The organism is Myxococcus llanfairpwllgwyngyllgogerychwyrndrobwllllantysiliogogogochensis (genome assembly GCF_006636215.1).
Classification (GTDB): domain Bacteria; phylum Myxococcota; class Myxococcia; order Myxococcales; family Myxococcaceae; genus Myxococcus; species Myxococcus llanfairpwllgwyngyllgogerychwyrndrobwllllantysiliogogogochensis.
In genome coordinates, this window is sequence record NZ_VIFM01000165.1 from 1 (window position 1) to 25,943 (window position 25,943).

24 protein-coding genes and 1 pseudogene are annotated in these 25,943 nt (G+C 68.9%); 18 read left to right on the plus strand and 7 right to left on the minus strand.

What is annotated here, in order from left to right; all coding sequences use genetic code 11:
• From FJV41_RS31785 to FJV41_RS31795, 3 genes are all read left to right on the plus strand, one after another.
• The coding region (locus FJV41_RS31785; protein WP_246137555.1) for a hypothetical protein at positions 1-1,252 on the plus strand (1,252 nt) is incomplete at its 5' end.
• A gap of 361 nt (positions 1,253-1,613) precedes the next feature.
• A complete protein-coding gene (locus FJV41_RS31790; protein ID WP_246137556.1) occupies positions 1,614-2,789 on the plus strand; it encodes a DUF2380 domain-containing protein in 1,176 nt (391 codons plus the stop codon).
• Positions 2,786-3,256, plus strand: coding sequence for an NUDIX hydrolase (locus FJV41_RS31795; RefSeq protein ID WP_141646348.1), 471 nt, complete (start codon positions 2,786-2,788; stop codon positions 3,254-3,256). The genes FJV41_RS31790 and FJV41_RS31795 overlap by 4 nt, the downstream gene beginning before the upstream one ends.
• A gap of 171 nt (positions 3,257-3,427) precedes the next feature.
• Here the strand turns inward: FJV41_RS31795 and FJV41_RS31800 are convergent, their stop codons facing one another.
• A complete protein-coding gene (locus FJV41_RS31800; protein WP_141646349.1) occupies positions 3,428-3,736 on the minus strand; it encodes a hypothetical protein in 309 nt (102 codons plus the stop codon).
• A gap of 219 nt (positions 3,737-3,955) precedes the next feature.
• On the opposite strand from FJV41_RS31800, the gene FJV41_RS31805 reads away from it, so the two are divergent.
• The 9 genes and pseudogenes from FJV41_RS31805 to FJV41_RS31845 all read left to right on the plus strand — a co-directional run bounded on the left by FJV41_RS31805 (position 3,956) and on the right by FJV41_RS31845 (position 15,384).
• Entirely contained in the window at positions 3,956-6,196 is a 2,241-nt protein-coding gene (locus FJV41_RS31805) for a kinesin (RefSeq protein ID WP_181791061.1), read from the plus strand.
• Between the two features lie 59 nt (positions 6,197-6,255).
• Positions 6,256-7,158, plus strand: a complete 903-nt coding sequence (locus tag FJV41_RS31810; protein ID WP_141646351.1) for a tyrosine recombinase XerC — start codon at positions 6,256-6,258, stop codon at positions 7,156-7,158.
• 101 nt (positions 7,159-7,259) lie between these two features.
• Complete coding sequence (hslV, locus tag FJV41_RS31815; RefSeq protein ID WP_141646352.1) at positions 7,260-7,787, plus strand: ATP-dependent protease subunit HslV; 528 nt, start codon at positions 7,260-7,262, stop codon at positions 7,785-7,787.
• Between the two features lie 9 nt (positions 7,788-7,796).
• Positions 7,797-9,144 (plus strand): annotated as a pseudogene (gene hslU, locus FJV41_RS31820) (ATP-dependent protease ATPase subunit HslU).
• Positions 9,145-9,201: 57 nt separating this feature from the next.
• Complete coding sequence (locus FJV41_RS31825) at positions 9,202-10,431, plus strand: aspartate aminotransferase family protein (RefSeq protein WP_141646353.1); 1,230 nt, start codon at positions 9,202-9,204, stop codon at positions 10,429-10,431.
• Positions 10,432-10,539: 108 nt separating this feature from the next.
• Positions 10,540-11,859, plus strand: coding sequence for a J domain-containing protein (locus tag FJV41_RS31830; RefSeq protein ID WP_141646354.1), 1,320 nt, complete (start codon positions 10,540-10,542; stop codon positions 11,857-11,859).
• A gap of 17 nt (positions 11,860-11,876) precedes the next feature.
• Positions 11,877-13,718 (plus strand): molecular chaperone DnaK, encoded by a 1,842-nt coding sequence (dnaK, locus tag FJV41_RS31835; RefSeq protein WP_141646355.1) that lies wholly within the window; start codon positions 11,877-11,879, stop codon positions 13,716-13,718.
• A complete protein-coding gene (locus FJV41_RS31840) occupies positions 13,719-14,537 on the plus strand; it encodes a hypothetical protein (RefSeq protein ID WP_141646356.1) in 819 nt (272 codons plus the stop codon).
• A gap of 139 nt (positions 14,538-14,676) precedes the next feature.
• Entirely contained in the window at positions 14,677-15,384 is a 708-nt protein-coding gene (locus FJV41_RS31845) for a DUF8817 family protein (protein ID WP_141646357.1), read from the plus strand.
• Between the two features lie 41 nt (positions 15,385-15,425).
• Here FJV41_RS31845 and FJV41_RS31850 read toward each other — a convergent pair whose 3' ends face one another.
• Genes FJV41_RS31850 through FJV41_RS31870 form a run of 5 tightly spaced genes read right to left on the minus strand, consistent with a single transcriptional unit; the run spans position 15,426 to position 18,568 of the window.
• Positions 15,426-15,905, minus strand: coding sequence for an FAS1-like dehydratase domain-containing protein (locus FJV41_RS31850; protein ID WP_141646358.1), 480 nt, complete (start codon positions 15,903-15,905; stop codon positions 15,426-15,428).
• A 5-nt stretch (positions 15,906-15,910) separates the two neighbouring features.
• Positions 15,911-16,306, minus strand: a complete 396-nt coding sequence (locus tag FJV41_RS31855) for a MaoC/PaaZ C-terminal domain-containing protein (RefSeq protein WP_141646359.1) — start codon at positions 16,304-16,306, stop codon at positions 15,911-15,913.
• Positions 16,307-16,341: 35 nt separating this feature from the next.
• Positions 16,342-17,472, minus strand: a complete 1,131-nt coding sequence (locus FJV41_RS31860; RefSeq protein ID WP_174455226.1) for an SDR family oxidoreductase — start codon at positions 17,470-17,472, stop codon at positions 16,342-16,344.
• Between the two features lie 23 nt (positions 17,473-17,495).
• Entirely contained in the window at positions 17,496-18,092 is a 597-nt protein-coding gene (gene coaE, locus FJV41_RS31865) for a dephospho-CoA kinase (protein ID WP_141646360.1), read from the minus strand.
• Between the two features lie 8 nt (positions 18,093-18,100).
• Positions 18,101-18,568, minus strand: a complete 468-nt coding sequence (locus tag FJV41_RS31870; protein ID WP_141646361.1) for a hypothetical protein — start codon at positions 18,566-18,568, stop codon at positions 18,101-18,103.
• A 132-nt stretch (positions 18,569-18,700) separates the two neighbouring features.
• On the opposite strand from FJV41_RS31870, the gene FJV41_RS31875 reads away from it, so the two are divergent.
• From FJV41_RS31875 to FJV41_RS54020, 6 genes are all read left to right on the plus strand, one after another.
• Positions 18,701-19,201, plus strand: coding sequence for a cytochrome c3 family protein (locus tag FJV41_RS31875; protein ID WP_141646362.1), 501 nt, complete (start codon positions 18,701-18,703; stop codon positions 19,199-19,201).
• 4 nt (positions 19,202-19,205) lie between these two features.
• The gene (gene yihA / locus FJV41_RS31880) at positions 19,206-19,826 is read left to right on the plus strand and encodes a ribosome biogenesis GTP-binding protein YihA/YsxC (protein WP_141646363.1); all 621 of its coding nucleotides are present in this window, start codon (positions 19,206-19,208) and stop codon (positions 19,824-19,826) included.
• A gap of 48 nt (positions 19,827-19,874) precedes the next feature.
• Positions 19,875-21,599, plus strand: coding sequence for a DUF6178 family protein (locus FJV41_RS31885; protein WP_141646364.1), 1,725 nt, complete (start codon positions 19,875-19,877; stop codon positions 21,597-21,599).
• Between the two features lie 149 nt (positions 21,600-21,748).
• Positions 21,749-23,035 (plus strand): spore coat polysaccharide polymerase ExoJ, encoded by a 1,287-nt coding sequence (exoJ, locus tag FJV41_RS31890; RefSeq protein WP_141646365.1) that lies wholly within the window; start codon positions 21,749-21,751, stop codon positions 23,033-23,035.
• A complete protein-coding gene (gene exoK / locus FJV41_RS31895) occupies positions 23,025-24,173 on the plus strand; it encodes a spore coat polysaccharide biosynthesis glycosyltransferase ExoK (RefSeq protein ID WP_141646366.1) in 1,149 nt (382 codons plus the stop codon). The genes exoJ and exoK overlap by 11 nt, the downstream gene beginning before the upstream one ends.
• Before the next feature lie 102 nt (positions 24,174-24,275).
• Positions 24,276-24,965, plus strand: a complete 690-nt coding sequence (locus FJV41_RS54020; protein ID WP_246137557.1) for a DUF4097 family beta strand repeat-containing protein — start codon at positions 24,276-24,278, stop codon at positions 24,963-24,965.
• Between the two features lie 166 nt (positions 24,966-25,131).
• Here FJV41_RS54020 and FJV41_RS31905 read toward each other — a convergent pair.
• On the minus strand, positions 25,132-25,943 hold an 812-nt coding region (locus FJV41_RS31905; protein ID WP_141646367.1), incomplete at its 5' end, for a quinone-dependent dihydroorotate dehydrogenase.

Below are 25,943 nucleotides of genomic sequence, written 5' to 3' on the forward strand. Positions count from 1 at the left end.
CACCTCCCCGCCGACCCCCCCCGCGCGCAAGTGGCACTACCTGACGCGCGTGGAAGCCACGACGCTGGCGTTCCTGCCTCGCGGTGGCGTGGGGAAAGAAGAGGGCTACTTGCAGGTGGAGCCCACGTTCATCCTCGATGGTGGCCGCGATTTCGGCGTCAACGTGGGCGCTCCCGTGCGCTTCCGCATGTGGGGCGGTGGTGACGGCGCGGCCTTCGTGCGTCGCGAGGATTGGGACACGCTCTCGGACTGGGGGCAACTCGTTCGCGGCCTCAAGTTCGGCTCCGAGTACACGCCCTTGGGGGTGTGGGTCGGCGCCTTGGAGGAACACAGCCTCCTCTCCGGGCATCTGGTCCGCCGCTACTCCAACCGCACGAACCCGGACTACCACCCGGCCGGGGGCGTCCTCACAGGCAAGCTGGGCCCGCTCTACACAGAAGCCTTCACCTCGGACGTGCTGGGCGCGCGGGTGATGGGGGCGGAGCTGTCCCTGGACTTGGAGCACGTCATCTTCGGTAAGCCCCAATACGCGGGGCGGTACACGCTGGCGCTGTCGGGAGTGCATGACTGGGGGCGAGCCGGGGGCCGCGCTCCCTCCGTGACGCTGGCGCACCTGGACATCACGACCGGTGTCCTGATTCGGCCCGACTACGAAGCCCATGTGATTGTCGGGGTGGGAGGCCGTCCTGGTGCGGATGGCGCGTGGGGCGCTGTCGTGGGCGCTGGGCTCGACCTGGGGAGAGAGAAGCTCCGTTTGCGGCTCCGGTTGGAGGGGCGGCGGCAGCACGGCGGCTTCCGGCAAGGCTTCTTCGGGCCGGACTACGAGTTGGCGCGCTTCCAGGGAGCGGGGCCTGACGGCGGGCCTCTCGCGGAGGCGACCTTTCCGGATGGCTACTCGGCCTTCACCGAAGCGGAAGTGGACTGGGATGCAGCCGGTCTCGGTGGTCACTCCAGGCACTTCACGCTGACGCTCGGCGCGGAAGCTTTCTCGTGGGGGCGCTTCGATGTCGACGGGCGCGTGGCCATGCAGCTCTTCTCGCGCAGCCTGGAGGTGGCCTTGAAGGGGCTCGCAGTGGGCGCTGGCAAGCCGGGAGCGCGCTACCTCGGGGCGACGGAGGTCCGCTGGAGGTTCCTTGGCGGCAAGCTCTACGCGATGGGGACAGGGGGCACGCTGCTGTTCCCCACGAAGGAAGGGACGCTACGCCCGGGGGCGTTCGCCTCGGTGGGCATGGGGGTGGACAATGCGCGCTGACGCCCTGTTCTTGGCCGTGTTGCTGCTGTCGCTGTCCTCGGGAGTCGCCTCAGGGGTTCAGTCCCCTGGGAGAGGTGGAGCGCTGAGCGAGGCGCCTCGTGTGACCCCGCTTCCCTCGCGGAGAGATGCGCCGAGCGACACGTCCGCACGCGGTCCGGTTGACCTCCCGTCCTCCTTCGCTGGACCCGCTGAGGAACAACGGCGGTGGCGACAGGGGACTCCACGAACAGCCGTGACGCTCGCTGGACCTGGCACCGTATCTGGAGCTATCGGAGGCAGGGGCCCGCAAGCCGTCTCGGCGCGGCAATCCCTCCTCGACTCCCTCGCTGAGGTGAAAGGCTCGATGAAGGGGGCCGAAGCCATGCTCTCCAAACTCGCGGAGCGCGCTCCCGTGTTCAGTGGCAGGGCTCTCAGTGGGGGAGCGTTCACGCGCTATCTCGACCACGGCACCAATGAAGTGGCGTGGGTTCGCGGCGCCCTCGGAAGCGCGACGATGCTGGCGGGGGGCGCGTCGGAGTTGGGGGACTCGGAGATGGATCTTGCCGTCCTGCGCATGGCGGGCCCACGGCTCCAGTCCGCGATGTTCGGTGCCCTGCTGTTCGCCACCTGGGTGGACTTCCTCCAGCTCTCCGACGTCCTGCTGCGCGAGTGCCCGATGTGCGGCGACGAGAAGTTGTTCCTGGACCTCCACCGCGTTCAGGGCTTGATGGAGCCCACGCTGGCGGACCTCGCCTCTCGTGACCCCGAGCGCGTCGAGGCGGCGACCCTCGCGATGCCCGAACTGATGGGGGAGCTGACGCACGAGTTCAACATGATGCTTGCGGATGCCAAGACCGCCATGGAGGAAGGCGGCAAGGTCATGGTAGCGGTGCAGGTGTTGGAGATGCTCGCCATGGTTTCCACGCTGAAGATGGGGATGCCCAGGCTTCCACCGTCCGCCCCCGCGACGCTCGGCGTGGGACTCGTCATGAGTTCAGGCGGCGTCATGGCCGGCTCGAGGCTCGTCGTCTCCGCTGAGTGGGTGGAGATGATGCGCAGGCTCGTCCAGGCGGGCGTCCTCTCCGTTCCCGTGGTGAGCGCGGCCATCCGCATCCACGGTGGTCAGGTCATGATGGCGCAAGCTCACCAGGACCTGCCCGAGGGCGTGCGAGAAGCGCTGGGCGACAGTCCCGAGGTGCGCGGCATGCAGGTGACAGATAGAGCTGGAGCGGGCATGTCCGAGGCACCGAAGCACCACGTCATGCCGAAGGAGCACCGCGAGTGGTTCGAGGCGCGCGGTTTCAAGGGCGACATGGACATTGACCAGTTCTGTGTCCGACTGGAGCTGGCCCACCACGAAGCGATTCACGGAGGTGGCAACTGGAAGCTGGGGCGCACATGGCCCGGTGAGTGGAACCGGATGATCATGCAGACTCTGATGGATGCCGAGGTTGAGGCCGGACGGCTGTTGACGCGGAATCAGGTCCTGGACATCGTCGCGGAACGCATGAAGACCTACCGCGTCCCGATCACATTCACGAAAGGGAGAAGCCGATGACCGATGGACGTTCGTGGCAGGGGAGCTGGAAGGCCCGCCTGTATGAGCGCGTCCGCGAACGCGGCTACGACTCACTCACGGCTTTTGCCGAGGCCCGTCCCACCGCGTCGTTGGTGGCACTGGCAGAGGAACTTGGTCCGGACGACGTTGCAGGAGTTCAGGTGTACGATGGGTTGGTTGCCGAGGCGGTGCGAAGCAAGCAAGTGACCCGCTTGGTGCGTGGGCAGCTCGTGCGCGAGCTATGGGGTAGCCTCCCTGACGGTTGGCCCGCCGTGTTGGATGACGACAACCGCTTCAAGGTCGCCAAGGCTCTTGGCCTCTGGTCCGGCATCGTCCCAGACACCCACAGGGAGCGGGTGCGACTAGCAAGGGAGGTGCTGCGCGCCAATCCGCCGCCCGCTGGCTGGCGCCCGCTCGGACCCGACGACGAGCTTCTCCGGATGCTCCTGCCGGACGACGAAGCTTGAACGGAGCTGGTAGCCCTGCGAGTCAGTGACGGAGCCGCCATGTGTCCCCAGTGTGCCCCTCCAGCGTGGAACGGGGCGGCACACTGGGGGACAGGCTGGGACGGGGCGGGAAGACTGACCCGAGGAGAATCAAGGCGATAGCGGGTAACAGCGCGTCCTGCTTGGGGTTTTCTACCGCCCAGAAGTGAGTTGGAAGCTCACGCCTCCGGGCCCGACGCTGAAGCCCGCGTGGGGGCCGAAGAGGAGCAGGGAGAACAGGGCCATGCCCAGGCACATGAGGGCGACCTTTCGACCCGTGCGCAGGGAGTGGAAGAACGTCGTCTCGTAGTTGGCTCCCACGAAGCGCAGCGCGAAGAGCAGGCCAACGGGCAGCAGCGGCGTCTCGTTCACCGTGAACCAGAGGGTGGAGAGCGCGAGCAGTTGGTAGTAGCGCTTGCGGCTCAGGTGGAAGCGGTCGTCGTATTCGGCGGCGGCGTGCATGGGCTGCCTTTCTTTCGTGCGAGGCCAGGTGTGCCGCCGCGTCGATTGCAGGGGGCTCGCCACTCGCAGGCGCACGTCGTTCCGGTGGCTTGGAACGCGCCGTCGTCCGGGTGATGGGACACCCGGTCCGACGTGACAGCCGAGCGGCTGGCCTCATGGAGAGACGCTGCTTCGGAGCCGTGCGAGGTGACGTCGGGTGTGCTTAGGTCCGCCGCCTGTATGACTTCGACTCCGCTCACCTATCGCCGCTATGGCGGCTCGCTCCAGGTCGACATTCCTTCCTTCGATGTGCTCGTGGAGGCCGCGCGCATTCCCGAGACGCAGTGGATCGCCACGGCGTGTCCGCTGGAGGGACTGAGCTGTGACTCGGCCTTCCTCAAGTTCCTGGACACGGACGGCAATGCGCGCGTCCGCGTGGCGGAGGTGCGCGCCGCGGTGGCCTGGGCCGCGAAGCACTTGAAGGACCGGCGCGGCGCGGACGCGAACAGTGACGTGCTGGACTTGAACGCGCTGTCCTCGGACGCGGCCTCGCTGCGGACCGCGGCGGAGATGATTCTGCGCACGGTGGGCGCGCCAGACATGGGGCGCATCTCGCTTGGCCAGGTGCGAGCGAGCGACCTGGAGCTGCGCAAGTCGGGGCAGAACGGTGATGGCATCATCGCCCCGGAGCGCCTGCCGGAGTCCCTGCGCCCGCTCGCGAAGGACGTCATGGCGTCCTTCCCTGAGCTGAAGAACCGCTCGGGCGAGGCGGGCGTGGATCGGCCGATGCTGCAGCGCTTCCGCGAGGCTCGCGAGGCGCTGCTGGCCCATCTGGGCAAGCGTGGCGACGTCTTCGTATGGGGCGAAGAGAGCGAGTCGCGCGCGCGACGCATCCGCGAGGTGGCGCCGCTGCTGGACACCTACTTCCTCCAGTGCCGCCTGGTGGCGGTGCAGCCGGAGGCCGCGGCCAACTTGAGGCTGCGCGCGGAGCGGGTGGAGAGCTCGCTGGGTGACTCGGCCGCGCTGGGCAAGGCGGCGGGGGATCTGCCCATCGCGGTGCCGGAAGCCTCGGGCGTGCTGGAGTGGGCGCGGCTCTTGCGCGGCCCCTCCTATGAGCAGCTGCAGTCGTTCCGTCGCGACGTCGCCGCGCCGGTGACGGGAGACTCGGAGCGCCTGTCGGACACGGCGTGGCGCGAGCTGGTGGCGAAGGCGGACGCCGTGCTCGCATGGTTCACCCAGCGCGAGGCGAACCCGGTGCACAAGCTGGCCGACTCGCTGCCCACCGTGTCGCTCACGGACCTGGACGCCATCGATGTGGCCAGTCAGGCGGACCTCGCGCTGGCGCCCACGCTGGCCGCCATCGTCGAGCTGGAGCGACTGGTGCTCTACCAGCGCTGGCTGCTGGTGTTCGCCAACAACTTCATCAGCATGCCCAACCTCTATCTCCCCAAGGCGCCCGCGCTGATGGAGAAGGGGACGCTCATCCTCGGCGGACGCAAGTACACGCTGTCGGTGCTCGCGAAGAACCGCGCGGAGCACGCGGCGCTCACGAGTCAGGGCACCACGTGCATCCTCTACGTGCTGGTGGCGCCCAAGGACGGCACGCCCGGCTACGAGGTGGCGGTGCCCGTCACTCGCGGTCGGAGCACGGACTTGGTCGTGGGCAAGCGCGGCGTCTTCTACGACGTGGATGGCCAGGAGCACGACGCCACGGTGACGCATGTCGTCCGCCAGCCCGTGTCGCTGTGGGAGTCGATGACCATGCCCTTCACTCGCATGGCCTCGTTCATCACCGGCAAGATTGAAGGGCTCGCGTCGGCGGGGGAGAAGACCTTCGACGCCACGCTGGAGCAGGGGTATTCGCAGACCGTGGCGGCGGCGCCCGCTCCCGTCGCGGCTCCGGCGGCGGCTCCGGCCCCATCTCCCGGTGGGCTCGCGGGAGTCATCGCGGCGGGCAGCATCGCGGCGGCGGCGTTGGGCTCGTCCTTCGCGTTCATCGTCACGCAGGTGAAGTCGCTGACGATGGTGGACGTCATCACCGCGGCGTCCCTCATCGCCATCGTCGTCATGGCGCCCGCGGGCCTGCTCGGCTGGCTGAAGCTGCGGCGCCGCAATCTGGCGCTGCTCCTGGAGGGCTCCGGCTGGGCGCTCAATGACCGCCTCATGTTGACGCATGGACTGTCCACGCTCGTGACCCGGCGTCCGAGGCTGCCCCGGGGAGCGCGCGTGGACCGACGGGACATGGTCCGCCCGGCGATGCTCGCCCAGCAGGACGAGGATGGCGAGACGGAGGGGCTGTCCGGCTGGGCTCGGTTCGGGCTCGGGGCGCTCATCTTCTTCGTGCTGCTCTGGCAGGTGCGCAACCCCATCCTCACGTGGATGTGTGAGAAGGCGTGGCTGTCAGGCGCCACGTGTGTCGCGCTGCTGCCCGCGCCGACGCCCGTGGTTCCAGTCGTTGCCCCCGCCGTGCCGACGAAGTAGGGGTTTCGCGGGGCCCGGAATCTTGCGAGCCTCTCCGGGCCCCCTACGCTGGCCTCGCCATGACGACCCTCTCGCCGCTGCTGGAGAAGTTCCGCGTCCACCTGGAGGACGAGAAGGGGTCGTCACCGCACACGGTGCGCAACTACCTGGTCGACCTGGTGGACTACGAGCGCTACCTCGTCGAGCGGATGAAGCTCTCGCTCCTGGCCGGCTCCCACGCCGCCATTCGCGGCTACCTGGGCACGCTGAGCGTGGACCATGCCCCCGCGAGCCGCGCCCGTCGGCTCGCGTCCATCAAGTCCTTCTACAAGTACCTGGTGCGGCAGAAGCTCCTGCCCGCGAGCCCCGCGAAGCTGGTGAAGAGCCCCAAGCTGCCCAAGGCGCTGCCCAAGGTCCTGCCGGTGGAGGAGGTCTTCGCGCTCCTGGACGTGCATGACTTGAAGACGGTGCTCGGGCTGCGCGACAAGGCCATCCTGGAGTTGCTCTACGGCGGCGGGCTTCGCATCAGCGAGCTGTGTGACTTGGACCTGCTCGCCGTGGACCGGAGCGGGCGCATCGTCCGGGTCATGGGCAAGGGCAGCAAGGAGCGCCTCGTCCCCGTCAACGCGCAGGCCATCCGCTCGCTGGAGGCATACCTCGCCCGGCGCGGGGAGCTGTTGGCGGAGCCGAAACCCAGCCAGGCGCCAGAGGCCATCTTCCTCAACTTCCGTGGGGGACGGCTGACGCCTCGGAGCATCCGCCGACACCTGGACGCGCACGTGCTGAAGTGCGCGCTGGCGCGCAAGGTGAGTCCACACGCGCTGCGTCACTCCTTCGCCACGCACCTGCTCGGAGGGGGCGCGGACATCCGCAGCATCCAGGAGCTGCTGGGCCACGCGAGTCTGTCCACCACGCAGCGGTATACCCACGTCAGCTGGGAGCAGCTCCAGCAGGTCTACGACGCGGCCCATCCCCGGGCGTGAGGGTGCACCTCGCCGCTCCCTGGCGCGAGGAAACGGTGCGGGAGCGGACAGGCAGGCGGTGTTCCTTGGAAACGCGGGGCGCGGCTTGTTAAACCCGCTCCATGTTCCACGGAACCACCATCCTCTGTGTGCGGCGTGACGGGAAGGTCGCCATCGCCAGCGACGGGCAGGTCTCCCTCGACAAGACGGTGATGAAGAACACGGCGAAGAAGGTTCGCAAGCTGGGCGAGGGCCAGGTGCTCGCCGGCTTCGCGGGCAGCACCGCCGATGCCTTCACCCTCTTCGAGCGCTTCGAGGGCAAGCTCAAGGAGCACCAGAAGAACATGGCGCGCGCCTGCGTGGAGCTGGGCAAGGACTGGCGCACCGACAGGTTCCTTCGTCGGCTGGAGGCGCTGCTCGTCGTCGCGGACAAGGACAAGACGTTCATCCTCTCCGGGGCGGGTGACGTGATTGAGCCGGACTACGGCATCGCCGCGGTGGGCAGCGGAGGCCCGTATGCGCTCGCCGCCGCGCGCGCGCTCATGGCGCACACGCAGATGCCCGCGCGGGACGTGGCTCGGGAGTCGCTCTCCATCGCCGGCGAAATCGACATCTACACCAACGCCAACATCTCCCTCGAAGAGCTCTAGGAGCCCCCCGTGGCCGAATCGCGAAAGCCGTCCGCCTTCACGCCTCGCGAGGTGGTGAGCGAGCTGGACCGTTACATCGTCGGGCAGAACGCCGCCAAGCGCGCGGTGGCCATCGCCCTGCGCAACCGGTGGCGCCGTCAGCAGGTCAATGACGACCTGCGCGACGAAATCCACCCGAAGAACATCATCATGATTGGACCCACCGGCGTGGGGAAGACGGAGATTGCCCGCCGGCTGGCGAAGCTCGCGCAGGCGCCCTTCGTGAAGGTGGAGGCCTCCAAGTTCACCGAGGTCGGCTACGTGGGCCGCGACGTGGAGTCGATGATTCGCGACCTCGTCGAGAACGCCATCTCCCTGGTGCGCGAGGAGGAGACGGAGAAGGTCCGCCCCCGCGCCGAGGAGCTGGCCGAGGACCGGCTGATGGAGCTGCTCCACAGTGGCGGCTCCCGCGCCGCAGCGCCTGGGAGACACCGAGCGGGAGAAGCTCCGCGCCCAACTGCGCGCGGGAACGCTCGATGACCAGTTCGTGGACGTGGAGACGAGCGACAGCGGGCAGACGTTCATGCGCGGCTTCTCCGGCCAGGGCATGGAGGAGATTGGCGTCAACCTGCAGGACCTCTTCAAGAACATGCCGGGCATGAGCAAGACGCGCCGACGTCGCGTGCGCGTGCCGGAGGCGCTCCAACTGCTGCGTCAGGAAGAGGCCCAGAAGCTGGTGGACCCGGACCGCGTGCAGCGCGAGGCCGTGGTGCGCGCCGAGTCGAGCGGCATCGTCTTCATCGACGAAATCGACAAGATCGCCAGCCGCGAGGGCGCCAAGGGCAGCAGCGGCCCGGACGTCTCGCGCGAGGGCGTGCAGCGAGACATCCTCCCCATCGTCGAGGGCTCCACCGTCAACACCAAGTACGGCATGGTGAAGACGGACCACATGCTCTTCATCGCGGCGGGCGCGTTCCACGTCTCCAAGCCCAGCGACCTGATTCCCGAGCTGCAAGGGCGCTTCCCCATCCGCGTGGAGCTGGAGGCGCTCTCCGGTGACGACCTCATCCGCATCCTCCGCGAGCCGAAGAACTCCCTCCTGCGCCAGTACACCGCGCTCCTCCACACGGAGGGCGTGCGCCTGTCCTTCACCGACGACGCGGTGACGGAGCTGGCGCGCATCGCCCAGCAGGCGAACGAGCGCACGCAGAACATCGGTGCTCGCCGCCTGCACACCGTGCTGGAGCGACTGCTCGACGAAGTGTCCTTCTCCGCCAGTGAGCTGGGGCCCCGCGACTTCCAGGTGGACGGCAATTATGTGCGTGAGCGCCTGAGTTCCATCGTCCAGGATGAGGACCTGTCGCGCTACATCCTCTAGCGCGCTATATGGCGCGCTCGCAGCCGTTCCCCCCACCACGAAGGAAGGTAGACACCCTTGCCGCAGCCCGTGCCCTCCGCCGCCGCCTCGACTTCCAACGACACCCTCATCTCCAAGGCCAAGAGCCACCTGCTGCAGAACTACAAGCAGCAGCCCATCGTCCTGGTCAAAGGTCGGGGTACGCGCGTGTGGGACGCGGACGGTCGTGAGTATCTGGACCTCATCGGCGGCGTGGCGACGTGCGCGCTCGGACACTGTCATCCGGACCTGGTGGCGGCGGCGCACGCGCAGCTGGACTCGCTGTGGCACGTGTCGAACGCGTTCTACTCGCAGCCGCAGATCGATTTGGCGGCGCAGCTGTGTGAGTGGAGTGGGTTCGAGCGCGCCTTCTTCTGCAATTCCGGCGCGGAGGCCAACGAGGCGCTGCTGAAGCTGGCCCGCAAGGTGATGAAGGACCGGGGCACCCCGGAGCGCTACGAGGTCATCACCTTCGAGCGCAGCTTCCACGGCCGCACCCTGGCCACCGTCACGGCCACGGGACAGCCGAAGTACCACGCGGGCTTCGAGCCGCTGCCGGCCGGCTTCCACCACGTGCCGTACGGTGACCTGGAGGCGGTCCGCCGCGCCGTGGGTCCGGCCACCGCCGCCATCCTGGTGGAGCCCATCCAGGGAGAGGGTGGGGTGCGTCTGGCCCCCGAGGGCTTCCTCAAGGGGCTGCGCGCGCTGTGCGACGAGAAGGGCCTGTTGCTCCTCGTCGACGAAATCCAGACGGGCATGGGGCGCACCGGCATCCCCTTCGGCTTCATGCGCGAGGGCATCCGGCCGGACGCCATCAGCATGGCGAAGGCGCTGGGCAATGGTCTGCCCATTGGCGCCATGTTGTGCCGCGAGGACGTGGGCGCGAGCCTGTCCCCGGGCAGCCACGGCTCGACGTTCGGCGGCAACCTGGTGGCCGCCGCCGCCGCCAACGCCGCCCTCAAGGTCATCCGCCAGCCGGGCTTCCTGGACGAAGTGACGGCCAAGGGTGCGTACTTCCTGGGCCGGCTGCGGGAAATTCAGGGCAAGCTGCCCCCGGGTCGCGTCGTCGAGGTCCGAGGACAGGGCCTGCTGGTGGGCCTGGAAGTGGACCGGGAGGCGCCCCAGGTGCTCGGCAAGCTGCGCGAGGCCGGGGTGCTGGGCAACGCGGCGGGTGAGCGGACGGTCCGTTTCGCCCCTCCGTTCACCGTCACCCGGGAGGAGTTGGATCAGAGCCTCGCCATCATCGAGCGGGTGCTGATGGCCCTCTGAGGCCGATTTTCCGCCGGATGGAGCCTGGGCGGGGGCACTGGGTGTTTGACGCCCCGCGTCCCCCAAACCTAGGCTCGACCTTTCGGCAACCCATTCGTGGACCGTCCTGTGAGCGCGCCAAATACGATTGTCGGCCTGGGGGCCCGGACGGACCACATCGCCACGGTGCCCAATCTGGACTTCGCTCGCCTCCAGCTTTCGTCGGAGGAAGCGTCCGTCCTGTCGCTTGTCGGCAGGGTGGAGCGCATCGACCAGGTGTTGTCACGCTCTACCCTGGGTGAAGCACGCACCATCGCCGTGCTGCTCGCCCTGCGGGCCAAGGGGGCCATCGTCCCCGCGCGCGTGGTGCAGAAGAACCAGCCCGCTCCCGCGGTGGACGCCGCGCTGGCCGAGGAAGTGGACCTGGAGCCGGAGCGGAAGAAGGAGATCATCGACCTGGAGCGTGCGCTGGACGGGTTGGATCACTTCGCCGTCCTCGGATTGCGCCCCGGTGCTCCGGCCGCCGAGGTGAAGCAGGCGTACTACAACGCGTCCCGCCGCTATCACCCGGACCGCTACTTCGGAAAGAACCTGGGCAGCTTCCGCGCGCGCATGGAGCGCATCTTCCGGAGGCTCACGGACGCCCACAACATCCTCACCCAGCAGGACAAGCGGGACGCGTACCTCAAGGCGCACCCGGCGCTCGCGACGGCTTCCGTGGCCGCCGCGACCCCCGCGCCCGTGCCCGTGCCGGTGATGGATCCCACCCAGGAGCTGATGCCCTTCGCTCCCACGCCGCGCCCGGCGCGCCTCTCGTCCCCGCTGCAGGCGTCCGCCCCGTCGACGCCACCTCCGGTGCAGGACGCGGAGTCGGAGGCACGCAGGGCGGAGCGGCAGGCGCGGCTCGCTCGGCACCCGTACATGGCGCGCAACGTGCGGCTGTCGGAGTTGGTGGCGCGCGGCAAGGCGGCCATCGCCCGAGGCGACTGGGAGCGGGCCTACCAGGACTTCCACCAGGTCCAGACGTTGGACCCGAAGAACCGCGAGGTGACGACGCTGCTGACGGAGGCGCGCCGCCGCCACGACGAACAGCGTGGGGCCATCGAGCTGGCGCGCGGGCGGGAACTGGAGCAGCACGGCGATACCGTGGGGGCGCTCGCGGCCTATCGGCTGGCGTATTCCCTGGATGGGCAGAACCCGGAGGCCGCCTTCCGTGCGGCCAGACTGGGACTCCAGCAGGGCCAGGACGTGGGCGAGGTTCGCTCCCTGGCACAGCGTGCCGTGGACCTTCAGGGAGGGCGAATCGAGCACCATTTGTTGCTGGGACGGGTGCTCGCCGACGCGGGATCGAAGAAACTGGCCAAGCGGGTCTTCGAAGATGCAGCGAAGTTGGATCCGGACAATGCCGAGGCCAAGGCGGCGCTCAAGAAGCTGCGCTGGACGTTCTAGGATGAGCACGCTCTCTCATGGCTGATCCCGAACCCCTCATAGGCATCGACCTGGGGACGACGAACAGCATCGTCGCCACCGTCCAGGACGGGCAGCCCGTCGTCATCAAGAACCGCACGGGCCAGGCGCTCACGCCGTCGGTCATCGCCGTGTCCAAGAACGGCAAGCGGCTGGTGGGTGGCATCGCCAAGCGTCAGGCCATCACCAACCCGCAGGAGACGGTGTACGCGGCCAAGCGGCTCATCGGCCGGAAGTTCTCCTCGCACGAGGTGCAGGACGCGCTGCGCTCGTTGCCCTACGAGGTGGTGCCGGGGCAGCACGATGACCTGCGCATCCGCATGGGCGGCAAGGACATGTCGGTTCCGGAGATCAGCGCCATGATCCTCCAGGAGCTGAAGGCGGACGCGGAGGCGCACTTCGGCAGGCCGGTGAGCAAGGCCGTCGTCACGGTGCCGGCGTACTTCAACGACGCCCAGCGGCAGGCCACCAAGGACGCGGGGCGCATCGCCGGGTTGGACGTGCTGCGCATCATCAACGAGCCCACCGCGGCGGCGCTGGCGTATGGCTTCAGCCGCACCGTGAATGGCCGCGTGGCCGTGTTGGACCTGGGCGGCGGCACGTTCGACGTGTCCGTGCTGGAGATCAACCAGGGTGTCTTCGACGTGGTGGGCACCGGCGGCGACACGTACCTGGGGGGCGAGGACTGGGACAACCGCATCATCGAGTGGCTCGTCTTCGGCTTCGCGAAGGAGCACGGCATCGACCTGCGAAAGGACCGCATGGCGTTGCAGCGGCTCAAGGACGCGGCGGAGAAGGCGAAGGTGGAGCTGTCGAGCGTGAAGGAGACGCAGCTCAACCTTCCGTTCATCAGCACGCCTCCCGGGGGCGGCGCCGCGCTGCACCTGCAGGCCGCGTTGTCCCGCGAGAAGCTGGATGACCTGACGGCGGACCTGGCCGAGCGCGTGGTGGGCATCACCACGGAGGTGCTGGGCGAGGCGGGTGTGCGGGCCTCGGAGCTGAAGGAGGTCATCCTCGTCGGTGGCATGTCGCGCATGCCCAAGATTGTCGAGGCGGTGCGCGGCTACTTCCGCCGTGAGCCGTGCAAGGGCGTGCATCCGGACGAGGTGGTTGCGCTGGGCGCCGCGGTGCAGGCGCACGCGCTGGTGGCGCAGGAGGGCGAGCTGCTGCTCCTGGACGTCACGCCGCAGAGCCTGGGGGTGGCCATCGCCGGCGGCTACGTGCGGCGCATCATCCCGAAGAACACGACGGTGCCCACGTCGGCCACGGAGGTCTTCGCGACGTCGAAGGACTTCCAGCGGCTGGTGAAGATCATGGTGCTCCAGGGCGAGCACGAGCTGGCGCACCAGAACGAGCTGCTGGGCGAGTTCGTCCTCACCGGTCTGCGCGAGGCACCTCGGGGGCAGGTGGAAATCGAGGTGACGTTCGACATCAACGCGGAGGGCATCGTCTCCGTCTCCGCGCGCGACAGGGAGACGGGCCTGCGCCAGTCCATCACCGTCACCGCGTCCAGTGGACTCACCGAGGAAGAGCTCAAGCGCATCATGGACGAACAGCGCGGCTACCTCATGGCCGCGCGCATCTCCGAGGAACTCAAGGTCAAGCGCATGGAGCTGGACTCGCTCGCGCGCGATGTCATGGATGCGCTGACTCGAGCGAGGCTGTTGCCCGGGGGTGGTGGGCTTCCCGCCGACGCGGTGCCTCGCGCGGAGCAGGTGCTGGAGCATGCGCGGCAGGTTCGCGCGGGTGAGGACGTGGGGGCGCTGGGCCGTGCGTGTGAGCTGCTCACGGGATGTCTGACCCAGCTCAAGGGCCCGTCACGCAGTGGCATGGGGCGATAGATGAGCACCCAGCGCGCCAACCAGCTCGTCGAGGCGGGACTGTGGCTGCGCCTGAGTGGCGACGCCCAGGGTGCGCAGAAGCTGTTCGAGCGGGCGCTCGTGCTGGACCCCGACAATGTCCGGGCGCGCGAATCCCTGGCCGCGCTGGAGACCCCATTCGGACGGAGTAGCCCGTTCGCGGGGGCATCGGCGGATGCGTCCACGCGAGGCACGCCACTGCCCTCGCTGGATGGCGACTGGGGCGCGTGGGCCGAAGGCGAGGGCCATCCGCTGGACGAAGAGGACGAGGAGCGTTCTCCCAGCGTGCTGATTCCAGAGGGCGACGGACCTCCACCAGGAGGTGACGTGCTGGACCTGCTCTCGCGCGACGAGCCCACCACGCAGGAGTACGGCGTCCCCGAGGGTGACACGGACGAGTTCGGTGTCCCCGTCACGGAGAGCGAGCTGGAGCGGTTGCTGCGCGGCGCGGCCGACCTGCTGGAGCTGGATGACCACTCGGGCGCGGTGGACCTGCTGTTCAAGGCGCAGGAGCTGGCGCCGGGAGACCCGCGCGTGGATGTGCTGCTCATCCGCAGCGAGCGCATGCTGATGGCCATGCTGGAGTCGAAGCTGGGCGACCTGGGCCGTGTGCCCCGCGTGCGCCTCCAGCCGGACGACATCATCTGGCTCAGCCTGGACCACCGCGCGGGCTTCGTGCTCGCGCAGATTGATGGCGCCGTGACGTTCGAGGACCTCTTCTCGCTGTCCGGGATGACGCGGCTGGATACCGCCCGCATCCTCGCCCAGCTCCTCGACGAAGGCGTCATCGCCGCCGCCTGACCTCCCTCGAAGCCGGGTTCACGCAGGCGCGCCTTTCTGGGTGTGTTGACAGGGTCCTGTCATGATGACAGGTTGTTTCGTGTTCGCGCGTGAGTCGAGGCCACTCCTGGGCCCGCGTCGCGCGGGAGGCACACACCCAATGAAGCATGACGCCAGCATTCCGGCGCTGCCCTGTGTCGCGCTCGAACCGACGCTCGAGTTCTACGGCCTGCTGGGCTTCGAGGTGACGTACCAGCAGCGTCTGCCGAATCCCTATGCGGCGACGCGGCGTGGAGGGGCCCAGCTCCACTTCTTCGGTGTGAAGGGGTTGGACCCGCTGGCGGCCTATAGCTGCTGTCTCATCATCGTCGACGAAGTCGAGCAGCTGCATGAAGGCTTCGCGGCGGCCCTGCGAAAGACCTACGGCAAGGTGCCCGTGCGAGGCGTGCCGAGAATCACCCGGATGAAGAAGGGGCAGACGCGCTTCACCGTCGTCGACCCGTCCGGCAACAGTGTCATGTTCATCCGTCGCGACGAGCCTGGTGGCTACGGTGACGACGAGGACGACTCCGCCACGCTGTTGGGCAAGGCCCTGAAGACCGCCCGGCGGCTGCGTGACTTCAAGAGTGACGACGCGACGGCCGCGAAGGTCCTCGACGCCGCGCTGAAGAAGCCCGATGCCGGCACGCCGCTGGAGCGAGCGCGGGCGCTGGTGGCTCGTGCCGAGCTGGCCGTGGCACTGGCGGACCTGCCGCGTGCGAATCAATCGCTCCGCGAATTCGACGCCCTGGTGCTCCCGGCTTCGGAGCGGGCGTCGCTCGAGGCGGACAGGGCCGCGGTCGACACCCTCATGCGCACCCAGGAGTAGGGCGGGCCCGGGGGCAATGACCCCGAGCCCACGTGCCACGGCTACGCGCGGACGACGCCCGTCCACACGCCCTTCACCACCACATCGCCGCGCTGGTTGCGCGACTCCGTGTTGACGACGACGAACTCCTTGCCGGCCTTCACGTAGATGTTCTCGATGCGGCCCGTGGTCGTCATCACGTCGCCGGGGCGCATGACGTCCAGGAACTCCAGCTCCTGTTCACCGTGCACCAGCATCAGCAGATTCACGCCCAGCTCCGGGTCCGCGACGGCCGCGCCGAACGGGCGGATGGCGAAGACGACGGCGAAGCTGGGGAACGCAATCAGGTCGCCGTACGGGCCCTGCTTCGCGGCGGTGTCGTCGTAGAGGAGGGGACTGACGTGCTCAGGCGGCTCGCCCGGTGTGCCGGCGGCGGGATGCGCGCCTCCCACGGCCAGGGTGAACTCGCGCAGCTTCTCCGCGCCAATCGTGTACGTGTACGGGCCGTATTCCCGGCCGATGAAGCGCTTGTCGATGGCCATGGCGACTATCCGATGGAGGCTTCGACGACGGCGCCCTTGAGGACGGCCTCGCCGCGCTGGTTGGTGGCGGTGACTTCCGTGGTGAGCCGGTCCGCTTCGATGGCGGTGACCTTGCCTTCGAACGTCACGACATCCTCGGGACGAACAGGGCGCGAGAAGCGCGCCTTCACCTTGCGGATGCGGCCCGGGTCTCCCACGAAGACGGCGACGGCTTCCACCGCCCAGCCCAGCGTGCAGAGCCCCTGCAAGATGACGCCGTCGAGGCCGGCCACCTTGCCGACCTCCGGGTCGATGTGGATGGGATTGAAGTCCCCGGATGCGCCCGCGTAGTAGATCGGCCGGTACAGGTCGCACTCGCGGACGTGCGTGAAGGTATCGCCTACCTGGAAGGTGCGTGCCATGAGGCCCTTCGATCTAGCACGGAGGCCCCGCTCGCTCACCCCGTCGCGGAGCCCTGATCCAACGGGTCATCCACTTCAGAGCCTTCTCGGCGCTTGCGGTACTGCTCGCGCACATACGCCACCAGCTGGTCCAGGTACGAGGACAGGGGCGGGCAGCGCACGCCCGTGCCGTCCAGCAGCTCCAGCGTGTTGTGACAGTTGTAGATGGCCAGGTGGTTCACATAGCTGATGGCCGCGCGCTGCGGCCGGGCCAGCTTCTCCAGCACCGGCAGCCGCAGCATGACGTCCGCCGCGCGCGCCGACAGGTTGAAGCGCGGCAGCTTCTTGTTCGCCTTCTCCGCGATGAGCTCGTACACGCGCCGCGCGCTCATCGGGTTCGGGTCCACCAGGTGGAACGTGCGGCCCGCGGCGCGAGGGTCCTTCGACAAGCGCCACACCGCCTCCACCACGTAGTCCACCGGCACCACGTTGAGCGGCGCCACGCCGTTGCCGGGCAGGGGCAGCGGCACCACCAGCGGCGACGTGACGAGGAGGATGCCCAGGTAGTAGGGCCCCTCGAACTTGTCGATCTCCCCCGTGCGCGAATCGCCCACCACACTGGAGGGCCGGTACACCGTGACGGGCAGGGTGGAGCTGGCGCGCATCACCAGCCGCTCCGCCTGGAACTTCGTCTCCTCGTAGGGATTGCGGAAGCCCTGGCCACGGTCCAGCTCGTCCTCGGCGATGACGCCCACGCGGTCGCCGGACACGTAGCAGGTGGAGAAGTGGTTGAAGCGCGCCAGGTGCTCGCAGTCGCGCGCGAGCTCCAGCATGTTGCGCGTGCCGTCCACATTCACGCGCCACGCGGTGTCCTTGGCCACGCCCAGCTGCGCCACCGCCGCCAGGTGGAAGATGTCCGTCACCCGCTCGCACAGGCGTTGGTACTCCTCGCCCGACAGGCCCAGGTGCATGTCCACCACGTCGCCGGTGAGCAGCTCCACCGTGGCGCCCTTCAGTTTGGACGCGTGCTTCTGCGCTTCCTTGAGCGCCTTGGGCTGCACCAGCGCGTAGACGTGCCCTTTCGGGTCCTCCCGCGCGATGTGCTCCACCAGCCGCTTGCCGATGAACCCCGGATAGCCGGTGATGAAATACGTCCCAGCACCGGTCTTCTTGCGCGTCTCGCTCATTGCGCGCGGAGCATACTCGCCCGTCAGCCGCGCGCGAGCATGGCGCGCCAGACCGACTCCACTTGCTCCCGGGTGGATGACAGGTCCTGGCTGTTGTCGATGACCCACGTCGCGTGGACCCGCTTGTCGTCCAGGGGGAGCTGGGCGGCCAGCCGAGCCTCGGCGGCCGTCGCATCCAGCCCGTCACGCGCCATCAGCCGCGCTTTTTGCAGGTCCCGGGGCACCCACACCAGCGCCACCCCCTCCATCCACTCGTGCATCCCGGCCTCGATCAGCAGCGGGACGTCGTAGATGACACGCTCCACGCCCCGAGCCGTCAGCGCCTCGAGCTTCTCCATGAAGGCCTCGCGCACGCGAGGGTGGGTGATGGCGTTGAGGGCGGCGCGCTCCGTGTCGTTGCCGAACACGTGCGCGCCCAGCTTCGCTCGGTCCAGGCGGCCGTCGGGGCCCACCACGCCAGGGAAGCGCTCCGCGATGGCGGCGAGGCCTGGAGTGCCCGGCTCGACGACTTCGCGGGCGAGCACGTCCGCGTCGAGCACCTCCGCGCCCAGCTCCCGGAGCATCCGCGTGACGGTGCTCTTTCCGGAACCGATGCCGCCCGTCAGTCCGAAGACGTGCATCCGCGGGCCTACTTCGCGGCCTTCTGCGTGGTGAAGGTGAACGACTGCACCGTCTTGCCGTCCTCGTTGAAGAAGATGGCCAGCCCCAGCTTCGGGTAGAGGAAGTAGGTGCGGAAGTCGTCCGTCAGCTTGCGCTGGTAGCACGGCGCGGAGGGCACGGGGCCGGAGGGGCAGGCGGGGCCGTAGCTCGTCTCGATGGTCTCCTTGTCGATGACGGGCCCTGGGAAGACGTCGATGCGCTCGATGAGTCCGGTGCCGGGGTCCACCTTGAACTGCGCCTGGCTGGTGCCCTTGATGGCCTCCTTGCCGAGGTAGGCGATGGTCTCCTTGCCGTCCTGGCTGACGGTGCGCGAGGGCTCGCCGAACTTCTTGACGACCTCGTCCTTCTTGGTGACGCCGGGCTCCACGCCCTGCCACGGCTTGGCGACAGCGGGGAAGGCGACGGCAATCACGGCGAGCGCAATCAAGGTCCTCATCACGACTTCCTCCCTAATGGAAAGGGCGGGCGGGGCTCAAGCGCTGCCCTCTCTTTTCAACGGACGATTCCGACGGGCATTCAACCACGAGACGCCTTGCCCCGTCCGGGGGGGTCTGCTACTTCGCGAGCCATGCGCGCTCCTGGCTCCAGGATTCTTTCCGTCCTCCTGCTGGCCCTCTGTGGCGCGGCCGGGGCGGCTGATTTCGTCGGCGCTGACAGTTGCAAGGGCTGCCACCCGGAGGCCTACGAGGCGTGGATGCAGTCCAAGCACGCCCGGGCGGTGAGCTCCCTCTCCGAGCAGCAGCAGAAGGACGGCCGCTGCCTGTCGTGCCACTCACCGGACCAGGTGGCGCAGACGCAGGCCAGTGTGAGCTGCGAGACATGTCACGGCGGCGGCCAGTACTACTCGCCCGAGTACGTGATGAAGGACCCGGAGCTGGCGCGCCTGGTGGGGTTGGTGGACCCGTCCGAGAAGCAGTGCCGCTCCTGCCACGACGCCTCCTCGCCCTCCTTGCGGCCGTTCGACTTCAAGGAGTCGCTCAAGGCCATCGACCACTGGTCGGCCGAACGCGCCCGTCGCGCGGCCCGGACCGAGGCCCCGGCCACTCCCCCCTCCACCGCGAAGAAATAGTCGATTGATCAAGATTCTGGACGCCCGTTTCGTCGTCACCGCGGTGGAGCCCAAGGGCTACCCGCAGGGACATACCGCCGAGGTGGCCTTCGTTGGCCGCTCCAACGTCGGTAAGTCCTCCATGATCAACACCCTCACCGGCCGCAAGAAGCTGGTGCGAGTGTCGAACACCCCGGGCCGTACCCGGACGCTCAACTTCTTCGACGTGGACCTGGAGCGCGGCACCTTCCGCCACCAGGTGCGCCTGTGTGACTTGCCGGGCTACGGCTTCGCCCGCGCGAGCAAGGCGGACAAGGCCCAGTGGGAGCAGATGATCACCACCTACCTCGAGAAGCGGCATCGGCTCGAAGTGGTGGTGAGCATCATCGACGCGGAGGTCGGCCCGACGCCGGATGACCTGGCCACGCTCGACTATCTGCAATCCCACAAGCGCAAGGTGCTGGTGGTGGCCACCAAGATCGACCGGCTCACCAAGGCCAAGACGCTGCCCCGGCTCCAGGAGCTGTCGCGTCAGCTGGACCTGCCCATGGAGGCGATTCTTCCGTTCTCCTCGACGGAGCGGCGGGGCGTGGACGAGGTCTGGGGCGCGCTCCTGGACACCTTCGGCAAGGCCTCGCGCGTTTGAGCCCAGGCTCCGGTACCCCGGGGCTCCATCGTCTAGTCGCCGCTCTCCGTGGCGTTCCCCTCCCGACGAGGGAGGCGCTGTGGTAGGCACGGCGCCGTGTCCTCCGAGAACGGCAAGGGTAATGGCAGGGATTCGCAGCTCGCCCTGCGCGAGTTGCAGCAGCAGTTGATGAGGCTGTCACCCCGGAGGCGCATGGACGCGCTTCTGGAGGGAGCGGATGCACAGGCGTTGGTGCGCGCCCTGCCTCCGGAGAGCCTCTACGTCACCATCCAGGAAGTGGGGCTCGAGGACGCGACGGAGCTGGTGCAGCTCGCGTCGCCCGGCCAGTTCCGCGCCTTCGTGGACCTGGGCGCGTGGAAGCGCGACAAGCTGGACTCGCACGCCGTGCTGACGTGGCTGCGCGCCGCGCGCGGCGGCTTCGATGACACCCCGGAGTTCCTGCGCAAGCTGCACGCGGTGGACATGGAGGTGCTCGAGTACCTGCTGCACGAACTGGTCGCCGTGCATGACCTGGAGGAGAACCCGGACGTCAACCCGCAGGGTGTGACGCTGGAGACTCCGGAGGGGCGCTACCTGGTCGAAATCAAGGCCGAGGGCGCGGAGATGTCCGCGGTGCGCGCGCTCGTCACCGACCTCATCGCGGAGAACCCCTTCGAGGCCGTGCGCCTGCTGGAGGCCGTGCGCTGGGAGGTTCCCGCCGAGCTGGAGGAGACGGCCTTCCAGTTCCGCAAGGCGCGCCTGCTCGATTTGGGCTTCCCGACGCTGGAGGACGCGATGGCGCTCTTCAGCCGCGTGGACGTTCCGTCGCGTCGGCCCTCGAGTACGTCAACCCCGGCGGCACTGACGGCGTCCCAGGGCCACGTGGACTACCTGGCGGCGGCGTTCCGGGGACTGACGGAGGTCGAACGTCAGAACGCGGAGGACGAACTGGCGGGCGTGGCCAACGCGGCGTTGGTGGCGGAGCTCGCGGACCCCGGCGACCTGGACGCCGTGCGCCGGGTCGGCGAGATGGTGCGGGACTACCTCTCGCTCGGGCTGGAGCACCTGACGGGGGCGGACCCCTCGCAGGCCACCGAGGTGCTGCGCGACACGCCCCTGCGGCGCATCTTCCAGACGGGCTTCACGCTGACGCTCCAGCTCAAGTTCCGCGCGGACCGGCTGGCGAAGTCGCCCGGAGCGGTGGTGGACGGCGTGCTGCTGGTGCTGCCGGAGGAGGCCGCCGCGCTGGAGGCGCTGCGCCGCAAGCGGCCCCGTCGCGCGCTGAAGGTGGAGGGCGCGGAGCCGGTGCCGTTCCGCTCGCTGCGCGAAGTCGCCGCCAGCGAGGCCGTGCTGGCGCGCGCGGAGGCCCAGGTGGAGGTCTTCCGGGGCGTGCTGGGTGGCACGCCGGAGTCCGCGCTCGAGGCGGTGGCCCGCTTCGGTGTTCCGTTGGAGACACTTGGCGTGGAGCGCCTCTTCGCCGCCGTGGTCGCCATGGCGGTGCTGGAGGCCCGGCCGGACGCCCGCCCGGTGCCGCTGGGCCGCACGGTGGAGCTGGGCCAGCGCCTCTTCGAGGGCACCCCCCAGGCCCCGCGCCTGCTCGACTCCGCCTCCGTGCGCGCCCTGTCGGGCCTGGAGGGCGCGGTGGCCCCGGAGGCTCGCGCGGAGCTTCGCCGCATGGTGGGTGTGACGCTCACGCGGCTGTTGTCGGAGCTGGGCGCGGCGTGGCTGGAGGACGCGAAGTGGAGTCCCGTCGCGTCCGAAGTCCTGCCCATGGAGAGCCACCCGGTGCCGTAGCTTTTTCAGTCCGGGAGGGCCTCCGGCTTCCGGGGGCCTTCCGGCCTGTGGAGATCCGGGCCTTTGCGAGCCCGGACCCTGGCACGCCCTCTGCTACTGCGTGGCGCACGCGAAGGTGTACGCGCGTGAACTGCCAGAGGAGGAGGGACATGGTGCCGGGAGAGCAGGGGCAGCGCCGTGACGTGTGGGCCTTCTATGCGCTGACCGCATTCGCCGCGGTGATGTACGCGGTGCCGGGTGAGTGGATCCCCGTGCTGGCGCCGCTTCGGTTGGCGCTGCTGACGTCAGTGGTGGCCGCGGGGTTGATGGTGATTCGGAGGTTGGGGCGCGCGGAGCCGCTCTACCTGGATGGCGCGCGGGGCTGGGGGCTCATCGGCTTCTCCTGCCTGGCGGTGCTGTCCGTGTCGTGGGCGGTGAACGCGGAGGTGGCCCGCTACACGGGCATGGAGCTGTTGAAGCTGACAGCCATCTACCTCACCGTCGTCAACGTCATCTCCAATGGGCGCAGGCTCGCCGTCGTGTGCGGGTCCATTGTCCTGGCCTCCGTGGTGACGTCCATTGGCGTCATCAACTGGTACGTGGTGGGGGAGAACCTGGTGGAGGGCTTCCGCGCGCGCTGGGTGGGCGTGTACGCGGACCCGAACCACATGGCCATGAACCTGGTGCTGGTGGTGCCGCTCGCGGTGGCCTTCGTGGCCCGCAAGGGCTCGCCCTGGGTGTGGCGGGTGGCGTGCCTGCTGGCGGCGGTGCTGGCGGTGGTGGCCATCGTCCTGTCGCACTCGCGCGGTGGCTTCATCGGCCTGTCCGTCGCCATGGGCCTGTGGGCCTTCCGTGAGAAGCGCCGCATCCAGGCCATCGTCGTGGGCGCGCTCTTCGTGATGGGCCTGCTCGTCTTCGCGCCGGAGAGCTTCTGGGCCCGCAACGAGACGGTGGCGGCCTTCCACGAGGATGCGTCCGCGATGGGCCGCGTCTACGCGTGGCAGGTGGCCAGCCGCATCAGCCTGGACCGGCCGCTGCTGGGTGTCGGCGCGGGCAGCTTCCGCTACGCGTGGGCGGAGTACGCGCCTCCAGAAGCGCGGCGCGCGTACGTGGCGCACAACATCTTCCTGGACGTCGTGGGAGAGCTGGGCTGGGTGGGCCTGGCGCTCTTCATGATGTTCGCGGGAGGCGCATCCGGAGGCGCCTTCACCGCATCACGCAGTCGAGAGGTGGGCTGGATTGCACGGGCGCTGTCCGCGTCCGTGGCGGGCTACCTGACGTGTGACTTGTTCTCCGGGTACATCCTCTCCGCTCACTGCTACGTGCTCTTCGGCCTGGCTGCCGCGGCGCACCGCATCGCCCGCGCGGCGGAGGTGACGGAGACGGTGGGCATCCCGGACGGACAGGCGCCTGTCGGGCCCGTGGGGGCGTGGGAGGGGTCGGGACATGCGGCGTGAGGACGTGAAGATGGGGGCCAGGCCACTGCGCCTGGTGCAGTTCACCCGGTCGTTCCACATTGGCGGCACGGAGGTGCAGGTGCTGGAGCTGCTGCGGGGCCTTCCCCCCAGCTACCAGCTCCAGGTCTCCGTGCTGGAGGACGCGGGGCCGTTGATGGGCGCGGTGTGGAAGCTGGGCTACGTGGCGGAGACGTTTCCCCTGAAGGGCTCCGTCGCGCAGGCCAACACCGCGTACCAGGTGATGCGCATGGCCCGGTGGCTGAAGACCAACCGCGTGGACCTGGTCCACGTGCACGACTTCTACTCCACGCTCATCGCCGTGCCGGCCGCGAAGCTCGCGGGGACCAAGGTCATCGTCGGACGGTTGGACCTGTCCCACTGGCAGGGCAGCGCGCGGCGCGCGGTGCACTCGCGGCTGACGGCCATGGCGGACCACGTCGTCGCCAACGCGGAGGCCATCCGCCGGATGCTGGTGGAAGAGGAGGGCCTGCCCGCCTCCCGCGTCTCCGTCATCCACAACGGCCTGGACCTGGCCCGCTTCGACGCGCGGATGCGCGAGGGCCTCAAGTCCCCGCTGCCCGACACCGGCGACGCGCCCGTCATCGTCCACGTCGCCAACATGAACCACCCGGTGAAGCGTCAGGAGGACCTGCTGCTGGCGCTCGCCATGCTCCACCACGGAGGCACGCCGCTGCATGCCTTCCTCGTGGGCGACGGGCCCCGCCGGAAGAGCCTGGAGAAGCTGGCCGCGGAGCTGGGGGTGTCGGACACCGTGCACTTCCTGCGGCACCGCACGGACGTCGCCGCCATCTACGCGCGCGCCACCCTGGGCGTGCTGTGCTCCAGCGCGGAGGGCATGTCCAACGCCGTCATGGAGGGCATGGCCGCTGGCCTCCCCATGGTGGTGACGCGGGTGGGGGGGAACACCGACCTCGTCCGCGACGGCGAGCGCGGCCTCGTCGTCCCCGCCGAGCGTCCGGCGCAGCTCGCGCAGGCCTTCAACCAGCTGCTCTCGAGCCCGGAGAAGGCCAGGCGCATGGGCCGCGCGGCCCGGGACTTCGTCGCCCGCGAGCTGTCCCTGGAGCGGCTGATCCGCCTCCATGACGCGCTGTATCAACGCGTGGTCCACGGCCCCTGAGGGCATGTCAGACCGGCGTGGATACTTCGCGTCGTTGGCCGGCAATGGGGCGCCGGCTCGTCCGTAGGTGGGGTGTTCACACCCTACCTCGGAGCACCCTTCATGCTGCTGCCCCTCCTGGCCGTGCTGGCCTCCGCCGCCCCGACGACGCAGACCTGGAAGTTCGACACGGATGGAACTCCCCAGGTCCATCTTTCCAATGTTAATGGCGCGGTCCGCGTAGATGCGGTAGACGGGAATACTGTGGTAATCGAGGCGGTTCCGGAAAACCCCGACAATTCCCGGAAGCCGTTGGAGGTCGAAGTCACCCAGGAAGGTGACGCGGTGCGGGCGAGGGTGTGCTGTGGCCCGTGTGCGGAACGGCAGCAGTCATGCCGGGCGGACCAGGGCACGGTGCGGTTGACGGTGAAGGTGCCGCGCGCGTCGGAGCTGGAAGTGTCGGTGGTGAACGGGGCGGTGGTGGTGAAGGGCGTGACGGGGCCGCAGAAGCACGCCACCGTCAACGGCCGTGTGGAAGTGAACGGCTCGGAGCGACGTTTGTCGGTGAGTAGCGTTGAGGGAGAGGTGGTACTGGCTCCCCGGAAGCTCGAGGACACCGAAATCACGACGGTGTCGGGCAACGTCCGGCTGAAGCTGCCGGAGCGAGCGGACGCGCAGGTGGAATTCAGCTCTGTAGGGGGGAGTTTCAACGGGAGCAGCGTCGCCCTGGGTTCGCGGAAGAAGACCTATGGCGCGGGCACCCACGAGGTGGAAGTGAGCACCGTCGGTGGCTCGCTGACCGTCCAGGAATAGCTTTCGAGGCCCGTCTCCCAGTCAGACGGCCCGGGGCGCTCGCCGGTGAAACTCCAAGGCGCCGGCGAGCGCTCACTTTTTTGTCGGGCCCCTTTTCGTCCCCACCACCGTGGCGCGAGACGAAGGGCCCCGGCCGACGGGCCGCCCCCAGGGCGAGCCCCGGCCTTCAGGAAGCGGGCGTCCCCGCGCTCCGGTGCTCCGCGCCAATGGCCTGAGTGACGCTCGTGAAGCCATCTCTCGCGAGCAGGGCGGACAGGGCGGGGAGGATGCGGCGCACCATGCCCGGCCCCTCGTAGATGAAGCCCGTGTACACCTGCACCACGGATGCTCCCGCACGCAGCTTCTCGTAGACGTCCTCGGCGGTGAAGACGCCGCCCACGCCGATGATGGGCAGCGCTCCACCCGAGCGCTGGTACGCGCGGCGGATGACGGCGTTGGCGGCCTCCCGCACGGGAGCGCCGGACAGGCCGCCGGCCTCCTTCGCGAGCGGATGTTCGAAGGGCCGTGCCACTGTGGTGTTGGTGGCGATGAGGCCCGCGAGCTGCTGGGCGCGCACCACGTCCACCACTTCGTCCACGGCCTCGGGCGTCAGGTCCGGGGCAATCTTGAGGAACAGCGGCTTGCCCGGAGCCACGGAGGCCAGACGCTCCTGCACCGCGCCCAGGAGTGCGGAGAGCTGCTCGGGCTCCTGGAGCTTGCGAAGGCCCGGCGTGTTGGGTGACGAGGCGTTGACCACCACGTAGTCGCCCAGGGGCGCGAGCGCGTCCACGCACGCCACGTAGTCGTCCACCGCCCGCTCCAGCGGCGTGTCCTTGTTCTTGCCCACGTTGATGCCCAGCGGGCCAGGGCGCCAGTCGCGTTGGCGCAGGTGCGCCGCGGCCACGGCGGCGCCGTGGTTGTTGAAGCCCATGCGGTTGATGACGGCCTGGTGCTCCGGCAGACGGAACAAGCGGGGCGTCGGGTTGCCCGGCTGGGGGC

Bases quoted from the DNA above. Each gene is read 5' to 3' on its own strand.
- FJV41_RS54020 (WP_246137557.1), top strand. From the start codon at position 24,276: ATGCTGCTGCCCCTCCTGGCCGTGCTGGCCTCCGCCGCCCCGACGACG.
- hslV (WP_141646352.1), top strand. From the start codon at position 7,260: ATGTTCCACGGAACCACCATCCTCTGTGTGCGGCGTGACGGGAAGGTC.
- FJV41_RS31850 (WP_141646358.1), bottom strand. From the start codon at position 15,905: ATGGCCATCGACAAGCGCTTCATCGGCCGGGAATACGGCCCGTACACG.
- exoJ (WP_141646365.1), top strand. From the start codon at position 21,749: ATGGTGCCGGGAGAGCAGGGGCAGCGCCGTGACGTGTGGGCCTTCTAT.
- FJV41_RS31810 (WP_141646351.1), top strand. From the start codon at position 6,256: ATGACGACCCTCTCGCCGCTGCTGGAGAAGTTCCGCGTCCACCTGGAG.
- FJV41_RS31800 (WP_141646349.1), bottom strand. From the start codon at position 3,736: ATGCACGCCGCCGCCGAATACGACGACCGCTTCCACCTGAGCCGCAAG.
- exoK (WP_141646366.1), top strand. From the start codon at position 23,025: ATGCGGCGTGAGGACGTGAAGATGGGGGCCAGGCCACTGCGCCTGGTG.
- FJV41_RS31795 (WP_141646348.1), top strand. From the start codon at position 2,786: ATGACCGATGGACGTTCGTGGCAGGGGAGCTGGAAGGCCCGCCTGTAT.
- FJV41_RS31840 (WP_141646356.1), top strand. From the start codon at position 13,719: ATGAGCACCCAGCGCGCCAACCAGCTCGTCGAGGCGGGACTGTGGCTG.
- FJV41_RS31870 (WP_141646361.1), bottom strand. From the start codon at position 18,568: ATGAGGACCTTGATTGCGCTCGCCGTGATTGCCGTCGCCTTCCCCGCT.
- FJV41_RS31805 (WP_181791061.1), top strand. From the start codon at position 3,956: ATGACTTCGACTCCGCTCACCTATCGCCGCTATGGCGGCTCGCTCCAG.
- coaE (WP_141646360.1), bottom strand. From the start codon at position 18,092: ATGCACGTCTTCGGACTGACGGGCGGCATCGGTTCCGGAAAGAGCACC.
- FJV41_RS31860 (WP_174455226.1), bottom strand. From the start codon at position 17,472: ATGAGCGAGACGCGCAAGAAGACCGGTGCTGGGACGTATTTCATCACC.
- dnaK (WP_141646355.1), top strand. From the start codon at position 11,877: ATGGCTGATCCCGAACCCCTCATAGGCATCGACCTGGGGACGACGAAC.
- FJV41_RS31855 (WP_141646359.1), bottom strand. From the start codon at position 16,306: ATGGCACGCACCTTCCAGGTAGGCGATACCTTCACGCACGTCCGCGAG.
- FJV41_RS31845 (WP_141646357.1), top strand. From the start codon at position 14,677: ATGAAGCATGACGCCAGCATTCCGGCGCTGCCCTGTGTCGCGCTCGAA.
- FJV41_RS31875 (WP_141646362.1), top strand. From the start codon at position 18,701: ATGCGCGCTCCTGGCTCCAGGATTCTTTCCGTCCTCCTGCTGGCCCTC.
- FJV41_RS31790 (WP_246137556.1), top strand. From the start codon at position 1,614: ATGCTCTCCAAACTCGCGGAGCGCGCTCCCGTGTTCAGTGGCAGGGCT.